We start from the raw sequence: 12,979 nt of genomic DNA on the forward strand, positions 1-12,979 counted from the left end.
CGCATGAAGGTCTTCGACGGAAGCACGGATGTGCAGTTAGCCGGGAGTGAGAAGAGGTCGGGCATGCTTGGACTGCCGCCGACATGGGCCGAGACGGCCGAACGCCATACCGATGCTCCAACCGTGCTCGACGCTGAAGACGCGGCGGCCACCGTCCTCCACAGAGTCCTGAACGCGCGATTGCACCAGTCCCGCGCGGTTGATCCGGTCTTCGCGCGCGACATGGCCGACCGTGTGGCGGCTCTGGTCGCCCGTGGTGGAAAGCGGCTGCGCACCGCGTTCGCCTGCTGTGGCTGGCTCGCCGCGGGCGGCTCGGGCGACGACACGGCGGTCCTCCGCGTGGGAGCCGCCCTCGAACTGCTCCAGGCGTGCGCCCTCGTCCATGACGATGTGATGGACGGATCCCTGCGCCGCAGGGGCGCCCCCGCGATGCATGTCGACATGGCCCGCAGGCACTGGGCCGCCGGTATGCACGGCTCCGCCGAGTCCTTCGGGACCTCTGCCGCCGTGCTTGCCGGTGACCTGGCCCTGGTGTGGGCGGATGATCTGCTGGCGGACACGGCGCTCGGTACGCCGCAGGGCGCACGGCTGGTCGAGGAGTGGCGGGCGGTGCGCACCGAGATGGTGGCCGGTCAGTACCGCGACCTGCGCGCTCAGGCGGCCCGTTCGTCCGGGGTCGAGGAGGCGCTTGCCATCGCGACCCTGAAGAGTGCCCTGTACACGGTGGCCCGTCCGCTCGCGCTGGGCGGGACGCTGGCGGGAGCCGACGAAGACGTGCTGGACGCCTTGCGGGCTGCCGGTCGGTGCGCCGGGCTGGCGTTCCAGCTCCGTGACGACCTCCTCGGCGCCTTCGGTGACCCCGTTCTGACCGGCAAGCCTGCAGGTGACGATCTTCGTTCGCGCAAGCTCACCTACCTCCTGGCGGTCGCGCTCGAACTTGCCGAGTCCGGCGGGGATTCACGGGCCGCGGCAGCCCTCGCTCCGGGCGCCGAAACGAGGTCGGAACGGGCCGTGGAACGTATGCGCACCGCCCTGGAGAGGACGGGGGCCCGGGCAGTGGTGGAGGCGAAGATCGGCGAGCTGGCGGGTGTGAGTCTCCTGCACTTCGAGCGCACCGGCGCCCGCCCCAGCGTGCGGGACGAGTTCGCCGCGCTGGTCGCTCGGGCATCGGGTGTGGTGCCGCGGTGCGCGGAGGAGGTCGCGTGAGAACGGTGTCGGGGCCGACCGATCATGTCGTCGTGGTGGGCGCCGGTCTGTCGGGGCTGGCCTGCGCCCTGCACCTGCTGGGCGCGGGCCGCCGGGTCACCGTCGTGGAACGCGGGTCCGGTCCGGGGGGTCGGGCAGGCCGTCTGGACCTGGGCGGATACCAGTTGGACACGGGTCCGACGGTGCTGACGATGCCGCATCTGGCCGACGAGGCGTTCGCAGCAGTCGGTGACAGCCTCTACCGTCACGTCGAACTGGTGGCCCTCCATCCGGCATACCGGGCGTGCTTCGCCGACGGTTCCTCGCTCGACGTGCACACCGACGGCGAAGCGATGGAGGCGGAGGTACGACGGTTCGCCGGACCGGCGGAGGCGGCCGGCTACCGCGAACTGCGGACATGGCTGGAGCGCCTGTACCAGGCGCAGATGCGCCGCTTCATCGACACCAACTTCGACAGTCCCTTCCAGCTGCTCAGCCCGGACCTGGCACGTCTGGCGTCGCTCGGCGGGTTCGGCCGACTGGACGGCCGGATCTGCCGCTTCCTCTCCGACGACCGTCTGCGTCGGGTCTTCTCCTTCCAGTCGCTGTACGCCGGTGTCGCCCCTGCTCATGCCCTCGCGGCCTACGCCGTGATCGCCTACATGGACACCGTCGCAGGCGTCTGGTTCCCCAAGGGAGGGATGCACGCGATTCCGCGCGCAATGGCCGATGCTGCCGCGAAGGCTGGCGCCGAGCTGCGCTGGACGTCCGAAGTGGGCTCTCTGGAGCGCTCGGCACACCGCGTGCGTGCCGTTCGCCTCACGACGGGCGAACGGATCCCGTGCGACGCGGTGGTGCTCACGTGTGAACTCCCCTCCGCCTACCGGCTGCTGGGGCGTACACCCTGGCGCCCGTCAAGGACTCGGTACTCACCCTCCGCGGTGGTCCTGCACGCCGGGACGGACCGCACATGGCCCCATCTCTCCCACCACACCCTCTCCTTCGGTGCCGCGTGGGAACGCACCTTCGACGAACTGACCCGGTCGGGACGGTTGATGAGCGATCCGTCCCTGCTGATCACCCGCCCGACCTCGCACGATGCCGCCCTCGCACCGCCCGGCCGCCATCTGCATTACGTCCTGGCCCCGTGCCCGAACACCACGGTCGGCCCGTCGGCCGCCGCGTGGCGGGACCTCGGCCCGCTCTACCGCGACCGCCTGGTCGGCGAACTGGAGCGCCGGGGCCTGGACGGGTTCGCGGACAGCGTCCAGGAGGAGCTGCTGGTGACCCCGTTCGACTGGACGGCACAGGGGCACGCGGCGGGCAGTCCCTTCTCGGTCTCCCACACCTTCGTCCAGACCGGACCGTTTCGGCCGCGGAACCTCGTGCGCGGCGTGGAGAACGTGGTGCTGGCCGGTTGCGGAACCACTCCGGGCGTCGGCGTGCCCACCGTACTCATCAGCGGCAAGCTCGCCGCCGCGCGCGTGACAGGCGGTGCCGGCCGTCGGTACGTGACCGTGCGTCCGCCTCCGGCTTCGCCGCCGGTACTCGCCACCCCGACACAGGCAGGTGCTGATGACCCGTCGTGAACTCGAGGCGGCGGGGATCACCGATCCCGCGCTGCGCGCCGCATACGCCAGGTGCCGGCGGCTCAACGCCCGTCACGGCAGGACCTATTTTCTTGCCACCCGGCTGCTGCCGCTGGAACGCCGCTCGGCTGTTCATGCGCTGTACGGCTTCGCCCGCTGGGCCGACGACATCGTCGACGATCTCGACCGGTTCCAGGCACCCGCTGAGCGCGACCGTCTGCTCAGCCGTCTGGAGCACGACTTGGAGCAGGGGCTGCGGACGGGCCAGGGAGACGAACCCGTGGTGCGGGCCGTTGCCGACACCGCCCACCGGTACGACATCGAGCACGCGCTCTTCGCCGACTTCCTGTCGTCGATGCGTGCCGACCTGAGCGTCACCGAGTACCCCACCTATGCCGCGCTGCACGACTATGTGCACGGTTCGGCCGCGGTGATCGGTCTGCAGATGTTGCCGGTACTGGGCACGGTCGTGCCCCGCGAGGAAGCGGCACCGCACGCGGCGGCTCTCGGTGTGGCGTTCCAGCTCACCAACTTCCTGCGGGACGTGGGTGAGGACCTCGACCGCGGGCGCATCTACCTGCCCGGCGATCTGCTCTCCGCCCATGGCGTGGACAGGCCCCTCCTGGAGTGGAGCCGTCGCACCGGGCGCGGCGACCCGCGGATCCGCAGGGCCCTCGTCGCCGCGGAAGCGATGACGAGGGACGAGTACCGGGCGGCGGAACCGGGCATCGCCATGCTCGACCCGCGCGTACGTCCCTGTATCCGCACGGCGTTCACCCTCTACGGCGGCATTCTCGACGCGATCGCGGCGCAGGACTACACCGTGCTGCATCGTCGTGCGGTGGTGTCCCATGGGCGTCGTGCGGCGACTGCGGCGACCGGTGCGCTGCACGTGGTACGCGCCCGATGGCAGGGGCGCTTCGCCGGAGACCCGCGGGCCGCGGCGGCCCCGGCTGCCGTCGAGCGGAAAGGGGCGGTGCGGTGAGCGGGCGAAGGGGCGGGGCACGTTGGACGCCTCCGCTGCGGCGTCGGCGTGGTGGCCCGGCCTGGGCGACGCAGGAACCGACCTGGCGGCAGGCTCGGCCGGCGCTCATCACGGACGCGCTCAAGCGTGCGTCCGCCCGTCCGTCCGGCAACTGGTTCGTGGTCGGTGCCTCGCGGGAGATGGCCGCCGCAGGACGCCCGTACGGCAGGACGGTCGGTGGCGTGGAGGTGGTGCTCTGGCGCTCGGACGCGGGCGCCCTGCACGCGGGTCAGGGAGTGTGTCCGCATCTGGGTGCTCCTCTGCGCGACAGCCGGGTGGTGTGCGGCACGCTGGTCTGCCACTGGCACGGCCTGCCTCTGAACGGTTCGCCGTTCGCGGGCTGGCAGCCGTTTCCCGTCCACGACGACGGCGTTCTTGTGTGGGTACGGATGGACGAGGTGGGGGGCGAGGAGCCCGCTGAGCGCCCGGTCGTGCCGGTGCGGCCCGCTACGGGCCGCGGGGTGGACGCGGTGTTCACCGTGGTCGGGCGGTGCGAGCCGCAGGATGTGGTGGCCAACCGGCTCGATCCGTGGCACGGGTCCTGGTTCCATCCGTATTCGTTCGTGGACCTGGCGGTGGTGCGTGAGCCGCAGGACGACGAGGACGACGCGTTCGTCGTCGATGTCTCCTTCCGGGTGGCGGGGCGTCTGGTGGTTCCGGTGCGGGCCGAGTTCACCGCGCCGGAACCGCGCACGGTCGTCATGCGGATCACCGACGGTGAGGGAGCTTCGTCCGTCGTGGAGACGCACGCGACGCCGCTGACCGGTCCCGACGTCGACGGGCCCCGGACCGCCGTCGTCGAGGCGGTCGTCGCGACGTCGGACCGGCAGGGCTTCGCGCTGGCCCGGAGCGCCGCCCCGGTGCTGCGCCCGCTCATGCGCCGTGCCGCGGCACGTCTGTGGCGCGACGATCTGGCCTATGCCGAGCGCCGCTGGCAGCTGCGCAGCACGGGGAGATTCCCCGGTTGACGGAAGTCCGTCGGCGGACTTTCTGCCGCTGGCGGGCTTCGGGCGTCGATGGGCCGTCGCTCAGCCGGCCCGTCGGCGTCCCGCGACCGCCGCGAGTGCTCTGAGCACAGGTGAACGGCCCGTCCGGGGAACCGTCCACAGGGTCTGGCCCTTCACTCCCCACTCGGCGAGGAGTGCGTTCGCCGCCAGGAAGCCGGTGGTGGCGGCCCGTTCCATGAGGGCGACGGGGAGGTCGCAGCGGATCGCGTCCCCGGCCAGCGTCAGCCACGGGTAGGGGGTCCGTACAGTGGGACGCAGACGGTGTGTGCCGACGAGGAACAGCGGGCAGTCCGAGCGCCATTCGTGCCGGGCGTCGACGACGCGTGCGTCGCGGGTCTCCGGATACACCTGGTGCATCTGGTCGACGAGCATGCGCTGAGCCTTCTCCGGCTCTGCGGCGTCGTCCGCGGCGTAGGCGTGCAGCTCCACCACCGAGCCCCTGTTCCGCGTGGCCCAGCGGGCGGCCTCGCCCTCGTACCTTTCCAGGATGCTGATGTTGTCCAGTCCCGCGAAGCCGCTGGTCCCCAAAAAGGGCGGTCGGTCCGCGTGGACCGGCCGGTCCAGCCAGAGCCGGGAGACGAGGAACGGGGGCGCTGTGCGCAGTCCGGCGATGCCGTCGCGCCAGGCGGAGGTGCCCAGGCCCGGTGATGCGGAGACGACGTGCCGCAGTCCCTCCGTGTCGAGGGCGAGGACAACGGCGTCGTGGTGGTCGGTTCCGGTGTCGGTGCGCACGTCCGCTCCGACGTCGTCGCGACGCGCGAGGACGTCGTGGACGGGGACACCGGTCCGGACGTTCACGCCGAGGCACTGCAGGTAGTCGCCGAGCGGTTCCCAGAGCGCCTGGGGAAAGGGCTCGCTCGGCACGTCGAAGAGCAGGCCCTCCGCCGATCCGAGGAAGTAGATGTGGAACATGAGCAGAAGTTCGGCCGCGGACAGTTCGCGGGGGTCGGCGAAGAAGCTCCGCGTGAACACCTCGAACGCGAGATGGTTCGCGGCTTCCGGGAAGCGCACGGTCCGCAGGAAGTCCGTGGCGGTGATCTCGTCGAAGCGCTCGTACACCTCGGGAACCCGGACGTCGAGGAGCGGCAACGCCGCCCGGGCGTCCATCGCAGCGAGGTCCCGCCAGCCGAAGGTCGGACTCAGGGCGACGAATCCGAGTGCGCTGAACGGTGGCGTCCTGGGAACGCGCGCGAAACTGTCGGTCAGGCCGCCGCTGTGCCGCAGGGGGTAGTCGGACAGCGGGGTGAGGCGTGCCAGGGAAGGATCGGTACGGCGCAGCAGGCCTCGCAGGTTGTAGTACTGGCGGAAGAAGGCGTGGAACCCGCGCGTCATCGTCGCCCGGGAGCCGTCAGCCAGTCTCGTGCTGTATCCGGAGAGCCGGCCGCCCAGTGAGCCGTCCTTCTCGTAGAGCGTCACGCGCGCACCGCGTTCGGCGAGCAGCGTCGCCGCGGCGAGGCCTGCGATTCCGCCGCCCACCACGGCGACGGACGGCTCGTCGCCTTTCGGGAACCTCGCTCTGCCGGGTACGGGCATGAGAATGTCGGCCTTGCGGTCACGCCCCCGCCGCGCGGCTCCGGGCACGGCGCCGGTCACCGGTCGCGCTCCTCGGCCGTCGTCGATCCGTTACGGGCGAGGAAGGTGTGCACGATGCCCGTCTGCCATCCGGCGACGGGGGCGACACGCACTCCGGTGAAGCCGGCACCTGTCAGACGTCCGGCGAACGCGGGGGCGGTGTCGAAGGCGAGGACGCTGCGCCGGAGGTGGCCGTACAGGGCACGGTCGCCGGTGAGCGTGCCCGCCGGGATGATGATCCCCCGGCAGACGGCCGTCCACAGAGCCCGGTGCACCGGCGAGCCGCTGAGGCTGTACTCGTGGACCGCGAGACGTCCCCCGGGCCGCAGCAAGGTCCGGACGGTCTTGAGCACCGCGTCCGGGTCCGTGACATTGCGGAAGAGGTACGCGGCGAACACCGCGTCGAAGGGGCCTTCGGCTTCCGCGGCGACGTCCTCGGCGGTCAGGTGGAGGAAGCGCACGCGGGCGGACCAGGGCTTGGCCAGCGCGCGGCGCAGCATGCCCGCCGATGCGTCCACGGCGGTGACCCGGGCCTGGGGTGCCGCGTCGAGGAGGGCCCGGGTGGAGGCACCGGTTCCGCAGCCGAGATCGAGGATGTGCAGCCCCGCTCCTTCTCGGGGCAGGCGGAGCCGGCGCGCCGAGCGCAGCAGGTCGGCCCGGTATCCGGGGTTGAGGGCCGTCAGACGGTCGTACGTACGGGACGCGTGGTCGAAGGCGCGTGAGAGGTCGTCGTCGCGCAGCAGTGTCATCAGGGGGTGTCTCCAGTCCGTGGGGCGGTGCGGGCACGGCGGGGAAGGAGGGGCACTTCGAGCGCGGTACGGAGCATCGGACCGACCGGTGTGCGCAGTCCGATGCCCCATTCCTCGCGGACCGATGTCGCGCCGTCCAGGAAGCGCAGCAGCCGGGGCGTCGGCGTACGGCGGAAGAGATCGGTGAAGAAGGCGGGGCCGTCGATCCGTCCGGTGTCCAGGGCCCGCAACAGCACGGCGTCCATGGCGAGCGCTCGTCTCCCGTGCGGCGGGGGCAGCGTGTCGCGGCCGTCGCGCAGCGCGGTGGCGATGGCCCTGCTCTGACGCTGGACGGCTGCGAAGGTGTAGCCGGTCGACGGGCGGGTCGCACCGCCCGCCGTCCCGATCCGGTACACGGCTCGACCGATCCGCCCGGGGAAGCGGGCGTCGGTCATGGGGATGACCCCCTGTTCCGCCGTCCCGACGGTGAACGCCCGCAGGCCCAGGATCTCGCGGGTGTAGTGGCCGAGCGCGGCCTCGTACGCCGCGGTGGTCAACGGCGCGCCGGAGAATTCGGTGTACTCCACGAGTGCCCGGTCGGCGGCCAGGGGCAGGACGTAGCCGAAGGCGAGCCCGTGACTCGGCTGCGGCACACGGAAGTCCATCAGGGTGGCGACCGTGGGGTCGAACTGTTCGGTGGCGGTACGGCCGAACCAGCCACGGAAGTGCTGCAGCAACTGCGTCCGGGCAGGCGGCAGGGACGGCAGCGGCCGCGAATCGAAGACCCGGCGAGCGCGCAGTGTCAGGAGGCGGCCTCCGGGCAGCGCGCACCGGACCTCCGCACCCCCGGGCACGTCGCGCACCTCGCCTGCCGTCGCACGCAGTACGCGCCCGGCGGGCGAACGCTCCAGGCAGGAGTGGACCATGCGCTCGAACGGCGTGGAGCGCACCATGCGGTAGGTGAACGGGGTCGGGTCGACGGTCACGTCCCGGCCGTCGGGTCCGTGCACGCGCAGCCGTGACCAGGAGGCGCTGACGGCGTCGACGAGGTCGGTGTCGTCCTGGCTCCAGTAGCACCACGTTCGTTCGGCCGGGCGGAGCGGGCCGTCCGGCTGCTCGACGAGAGTCACGGATCCGGCACCCTTCCGAGCCAGGTGGTACGCCAGGCTGAGTCCGGCCGCGCCGCCGCCCAGGACGGCCACCTCGCAGGTGTCCGTGGAGGCAGGTGTCACCGGGCCCGCCGCTCGATGACGGGCATCCCGGCCGGGTCCGTGCGCAGGAGTTCGGCGTCGGCCGCCAGCGCGTCCGCGACGGCGGTGGCCACCTGTCGCGGGTCGCCGCCCGGGGGCAGCGGCGGGGCGCTACCGGCCACGGGACGGTCCGCGAATCCGGTGTGCAGGTGGCCGGGCCGGATCTCGAGCACCCCGACGCCGGCCGTCCGCGCTTCACGGCGCACGGCGTCGAGCCAGGCGCGCAATGCGGCCTTGGAAGCGCTGTAGTCGGCCATCCCCTTCTGCGGACGCTCCGCCACAACACCGGTGACCGCGGCGATCGCCGAGCCGGGTTCCAGGACGTCGAGGGCGGCACGGAGCAACGCGGCGGGGGCCAGGTGGTTGACGGCCATGAGGTGCTCCGCGACCTCGTCGCCGACCTCCCCGGCCGTGCCGAATGCCACCGTTCCGAAGGCTACGACCACGGCGTCCAGTCCGCCGAGCGCGGCCGACACCTGCTCCACCGCCTTGGCGCACGACCCGGGGTCGTAGGCGTCGAACCGGGCAGTCGGGACGCCTGGGTAGGCGTGTGCGGCAGCGGCCAGCCGACTCGGATCGCGTCCGGCGAGGGCCGCCCGAGCACCGCGGCCGACGATCTCCGCGGTGATGGCCCCGCCCAGGACGCCGGTGGCACCGGCCACCAGGACGCGTGCGCCGCTCAGCTCCACACTTGGCTCCAAAGGTACGGGTCGGCGAGTCACGTACGGTCGATGAGCTCTTCGGGCGGGAGGCCTCCCACGGATGCGGCTGCGCGAAACCGACGTACAGTCAGAGCTTTGCCCGGCGCCGGCGCACCCGGCACCGATCGGGTCGCCGGTGATCCCCGCATACGTATCCGCGTGGACCGAAACGAGTGGTACAGCTCAGGCGATCGCCGCGTCCGTCGCGACGACGATTGCCGCGCTCTGCTGCTTCGGCGGCGCCGCCCAGGACCACTCCGTCGTCGGTGACCTCGGCGACGGGCGTGTACGGCCGCTACACGCTGTCGGACGTGGCCTCGGCTATCCGGCCTGTACAGGTGCGATGCCCTCGACGGGCAGGCGCAGAGCCCCATGGGCCATGCTCCGCCAGACGAAGTGGAAGAAGGCTGCGGGCGTCTCCGGTTGGGTCTTCCCGAACGACTCCGGACAAGAACGGACCAAGGACGTGTTGGTCCCGGCGCCTGACACCCCGGTAGGGCACAGGGCCTGTGCCATGACCGTCGGATCCAGCGGACCACGCCCCCGGGTCGAGGCCAGGCGCCACGACCGAACACCCGGGACGACGTTGCGGGCGCGCCGATGAAGCACGACCGACCACTGTTTTCGGGGGACCAGGATCGGTGGCCCTGTCGAGGGTGAACAGTTCCCCGGCGGGGTCTTCGCGTGTTAGTCGGCGACTGAACCGCCTCTGGCTTGGTGTGGAATCTCTTCGCCACACGTTACGACCACGCGGCTGCGGTCACCCTCGGCACGCCACAGAACTGGCTCTGACGATCCGGTTAGGGACGCGGCCGCCTGGACACCCAGCGCACCAGCAGCTCGGATCGATTGCCCGCGCTCACCGCTGGCGACGGTGCGGCGTTCAGTGATGTCGTGAGCGATCCCGTCTCCCATCGGTGGTGCGACACCCGCTGATGCCGCTGCTCAGTCACCGTGGCCCGGCCCGCCACTCCCGAAGCCGCCACTGGAGATGCCGCGCCACTTACGCCTCTCCTCGCTCGGCGGTTCTGGGTCGGTCTCGCCCGAGCTATTGAGGTTGTAGGGCATCAGTCGATGCTCACCGTCGTTCAGCGGAACCTCCGAGGCTTTTCGGTATTCGCTCACCTCGCCGGGAAGCTGATCCGACGCTGGTCGGTGCGGCTGCGATTCAGGGTCCGGCGGCGGGAGTTCCCTGTTCTTGATCCGGATCCCAAGCATGAAGGCACCGATCAAGACCGCAACAACAACCAGCCCGCCCAGTACTTGGGCCAGCCCTGACTGCCAGACGCCGGCCGCAATGACCTGCTCTCCCAGAAGATGCGGATGCATGGGAATACCTCACTCGTGTTCGCCGGTTCCCCGGAGGCCGATTCGAGATGCCACTACGTCATCCACTCTTTCCCTCGTGCACCAACGGCGGATGCACCCCTCGCGCTGGACGGGAATCCCGGAGAGTCGCAGCCGTTGGGTCAGCACGAGAAGGCAGCATGCGCGACATTGGGGCTCGCCTCTGCGCAACCGTGACGAGCATCGTACGAAGCCAGCAGCCGCGTGTCCTCGGGAGGGTCGAGCCGGTCCAGCGCGCTGCGCTCCACCCAGTGGGACGTGTGCTCGGACGTACGGTGCACAGCGAACGGACGGTCGACGACACCGACGACGATGTGGTCCAGGTGCACATGCCGCCGATCGCAGCGGCTGTCCGCTGCCGCGGGCATCGACACCACATGCCACACCGACGGCGCCGCCGAGTGCGGGCACCCCTCACAGTTGCAGAAGATGGTCTGCGTCCTGCGGAGCCAGTGCGCCCCGCTGACCGAGGAACGCGACCACGCTCGCCTTGAAGCCCGCGGCCCTCACGAGCTTCAGGCCGCTCTGGAGCAGCCAGAGAGGTACCAGGAGCAGGCGGAAGGCCAGTTGCGGCACGCACGCAAGGTCACCGAACGGGCCTTCGAACTGCGTCTGGCCGCCGAGGCGAAGGTTGCACGAATACAGGCCGACGCATGTCGGAGCACGGACGCCGCCCGGGGCACGGGGAGTCTGCTGCCGCAGCTGGCAGGTGTCGGGCTGGACCTCGCCGTGCCGCGACCTCGACGGCGACCCGGGCCGCTGCCTCCTCTGGAGCGAATCGGCGAGGTGCTCCAGGCGCCCAGCCTCCACACTCTTGCGGCCGGCATCGACCGAGACCGCGACGCTGTCATCGCCGGAATGACCCTGCCATGGAACTCCGGGAGTCGTCGAAGGCCACGTCAACCGGATCAAGATGCTCAAGCGTCAGGTGTTCGGCCGCGCCAGCTTCGGTCTCCTGCGCAAGCGCGTCCTGCTCGCGTGACGAAGCCATGCGGCCTTCCACGGCCGAAACGGCTATACCGGCTCCTCAAAAAAGTCGATCCCAGCGGGCCTGCGATCAAGAAACGGTCCGAGACGCTTCTCCATGGCAGCGAACCACCCGTCGAGGTCCGTATCGGTATCGTAAAAGAACCAGGAGTCGAAACTTCCCAAAGCATCCAGGTCCAGTGCTGGCGTGTAGCGGAGTTCGCAGCGAACTTGCACGTAGTGGTCGTGCTCACTGTCGTCACTGACGTTGAGCTGCCTAGTGAGGTCCACAGTGAACATCGGCCGCCCGCTGGAGACGTACGTGCCGTATTGGAAGAGCAAGCCGTCAGAGTCGGCTTGGGGCGCTGTGCGAAAGCGCCTCCGCCCGAAACGCATGAAGGCGAGCCATGCACCCCGAGTCGTCCCCTCGGCCGTCGTCAACTGCTCGGCGGCCAGCTCGGCACGCAGACAGTCGAGAGCGTCCTTCGGCTGCGACCTGTTAGGCATGCCGGCTCCCCTCGTTTTGTTGATCAGCACCATATCTTGGCGTGATCGGATCGAATCCAGCCCTGGTCACCGAGGCGTATGCCTCGGTGACTCGCGACGCTCGGTCACTGCTGCACGGAAGCTGTGCCAGAGCCCGTTCTCGTGAACAGAGCCACGGCGCACGTAACCAGCCGCCGCGGCAGGCGAAGTGAACTCGTCTGAACAACCGCGCTCACCTGCCTGGTCGTCTACGCCACCGCCGCGGCGACCGGGCTCGTGCTGAGCACGACCTACGCCGCCGACCCCGTCCAGCCCCTGTGGGAGCCTTTGACCGTCATCCTCTTCAGCGCCGCTGTAGCGTTCGGGACGCGGACCATTCTTCACCGCCTGCACGACCCCTGGGTTCCCGGTCTGGTGCTCCTCGGACGGCTTCTCATCCTGCTCACCGGTTACGCGCTGCCCCTGCTGACCGACCACGACTACGGCGGCCGTGCCATCGCCGACGCCATCGGATTCGTGTAGAGGCTTGAGCGGCCCGGTGGTACTGCTCCAGCCGGGCACCGGGCCCCATACTTCAGCCGCAGTTGCGCTGTCGGTGCCCGGGCGAGTGCGGTCGCCCTTGGCAGCAGTGCCGAGGTGTGTTAGTCGAGTCCCAGCTCCGCCTTGGCAGACAAATAGAGTCTGTCGAGCTTGCAGAGCAGTCCGTTCCGTGTGTTCCTCGGCAGGAAGCCAGGCCGCCGCCCGCGCTGTTCAGCGGTGAATCCGTCTATCTTCTGCATCGCGAGCTTGTAGGTATGGGTCAGTTCGACCAGAATCGCTGCGCGGGCCGCGGCATCCAACGGCATGCCGTCGCCGTGCTGCTCCACGATGCTCTCGAACTGCCTTTTGGCGTCTGCAAGGTTCATCGCGTTGAGACCTCCAAAGCTGTCGAAGGTGACAAAGGGGAGCACCGGAGCGATGGCAGTGTAGAGGTGCATCCGCGACTATGCGGGGGCTTGGCCGCGGCGGTAGTGGCTGAGGCGGGCTCGGTGCCGGTGTCGGCGGCGCCAGTGTGACCACTGCACCTCATCGACCGTGACGTCCCCGCCTATCCAGCTCAACGAGCACCTCGACCACCGGGCCGG

General features: G+C 70.4%; 13 protein-coding genes. 5 read left to right on the forward strand and 8 right to left on the reverse strand.

Going from position 1 to position 12,979, the window contains the following annotated elements:
- Nucleotides 1-63: 63 nt before the first annotated feature.
- The 4 genes from ACFVGW_RS03650 to ACFVGW_RS03665 are packed head-to-tail and all read left to right on the forward strand — an operon-like array spanning nucleotide 64 to nucleotide 4,766.
- On the forward strand, nucleotides 64-1,206 hold the full coding sequence (locus ACFVGW_RS03650; RefSeq protein WP_385850607.1) for a polyprenyl synthetase family protein: 1,143 nt from the start codon (nucleotides 64-66) through the stop codon (nucleotides 1,204-1,206).
- Entirely contained in the window at nucleotides 1,203-2,774 is a 1,572-nt protein-coding gene (crtI, locus tag ACFVGW_RS03655) for a phytoene desaturase family protein (RefSeq protein WP_385850608.1), read from the forward strand. Before ACFVGW_RS03650 ends, crtI begins: the two co-directional genes overlap by 4 nt.
- Nucleotides 2,761-3,759, forward strand: coding sequence for a phytoene/squalene synthase family protein (locus ACFVGW_RS03660; protein ID WP_385850609.1), 999 nt, complete (start codon nucleotides 2,761-2,763; stop codon nucleotides 3,757-3,759). The genes crtI and ACFVGW_RS03660 overlap by 14 nt, the downstream gene beginning before the upstream one ends.
- Complete coding sequence (locus ACFVGW_RS03665; protein ID WP_385850610.1) at nucleotides 3,756-4,766, forward strand: DUF5914 domain-containing protein; 1,011 nt, start codon at nucleotides 3,756-3,758, stop codon at nucleotides 4,764-4,766. The genes ACFVGW_RS03660 and ACFVGW_RS03665 overlap by 4 nt, the downstream gene beginning before the upstream one ends.
- Nucleotides 4,767-4,826: 60 nt before the next feature.
- On the opposite strand, the gene ACFVGW_RS03670 is transcribed toward ACFVGW_RS03665, so the two are convergent.
- The 7 genes from ACFVGW_RS03670 to ACFVGW_RS03700 all read right to left on the reverse strand — a co-directional run bounded on the left by ACFVGW_RS03670 (nucleotide 4,827) and on the right by ACFVGW_RS03700 (nucleotide 11,909).
- Complete coding sequence (locus ACFVGW_RS03670; RefSeq protein ID WP_385851002.1) at nucleotides 4,827-6,338, reverse strand: FAD-dependent oxidoreductase; 1,512 nt, start codon at nucleotides 6,336-6,338, stop codon at nucleotides 4,827-4,829.
- Between the two features lie 56 nt (nucleotides 6,339-6,394).
- Nucleotides 6,395-7,126, reverse strand: coding sequence for a class I SAM-dependent methyltransferase (locus ACFVGW_RS03675; protein ID WP_385850611.1), 732 nt, complete (start codon nucleotides 7,124-7,126; stop codon nucleotides 6,395-6,397).
- On the reverse strand, nucleotides 7,126-8,337 hold the full coding sequence (locus tag ACFVGW_RS03680) for an FAD-dependent oxidoreductase (RefSeq protein ID WP_385850612.1): 1,212 nt from the start codon (nucleotides 8,335-8,337) through the stop codon (nucleotides 7,126-7,128). The genes ACFVGW_RS03675 and ACFVGW_RS03680 overlap by 1 nt, the downstream gene beginning before the upstream one ends.
- A complete protein-coding gene (locus tag ACFVGW_RS03685) occupies nucleotides 8,334-9,044 on the reverse strand; it encodes an SDR family NAD(P)-dependent oxidoreductase (RefSeq protein WP_385850613.1) in 711 nt (236 codons plus the stop codon). Before ACFVGW_RS03685 ends, ACFVGW_RS03680 begins: the two co-directional genes overlap by 4 nt.
- Nucleotides 9,045-10,001: 957 nt before the next feature.
- Nucleotides 10,002-10,385: a DUF6479 family protein gene (locus ACFVGW_RS03690; protein ID WP_385850614.1), complete on the reverse strand. Its 384-nt coding sequence runs from the start codon at nucleotides 10,383-10,385 to the stop codon at nucleotides 10,002-10,004.
- Nucleotides 10,386-10,817: 432 nt separating this feature from the next.
- Nucleotides 10,818-10,979, reverse strand: a complete 162-nt coding sequence (locus ACFVGW_RS03695) for a hypothetical protein (protein ID WP_385850615.1) — start codon at nucleotides 10,977-10,979, stop codon at nucleotides 10,818-10,820.
- A 438-nt stretch (nucleotides 10,980-11,417) separates the two neighbouring features.
- Nucleotides 11,418-11,909 (reverse strand): hypothetical protein, encoded by a 492-nt coding sequence (locus ACFVGW_RS03700; protein ID WP_385850616.1) that lies wholly within the window; start codon nucleotides 11,907-11,909, stop codon nucleotides 11,418-11,420.
- Between the two features lie 222 nt (nucleotides 11,910-12,131).
- Between ACFVGW_RS03700 and ACFVGW_RS03705 the strand changes: the two genes are divergently transcribed.
- Nucleotides 12,132-12,377: a hypothetical protein gene (locus ACFVGW_RS03705; RefSeq protein ID WP_385850617.1), complete on the forward strand. Its 246-nt coding sequence runs from the start codon at nucleotides 12,132-12,134 to the stop codon at nucleotides 12,375-12,377.
- A gap of 119 nt (nucleotides 12,378-12,496) precedes the next feature.
- On the opposite strand, the gene ACFVGW_RS03710 is transcribed toward ACFVGW_RS03705, so the two are convergent.
- Nucleotides 12,497-12,832 carry a hypothetical protein gene (locus tag ACFVGW_RS03710; protein ID WP_385850618.1) on the reverse strand — a complete coding sequence of 112 codons (336 nt, stop codon included), beginning with the start codon at nucleotides 12,830-12,832 and terminating at the stop codon, nucleotides 12,497-12,499.
- Nucleotides 12,833-12,979: the final 147 nt, after the last annotated feature.

This window comes from Streptomyces sp. NPDC127129, from assembly GCF_042671585.1.
Taxonomy (GTDB): domain Bacteria; phylum Actinomycetota; class Actinomycetes; order Streptomycetales; family Streptomycetaceae; genus Streptomyces.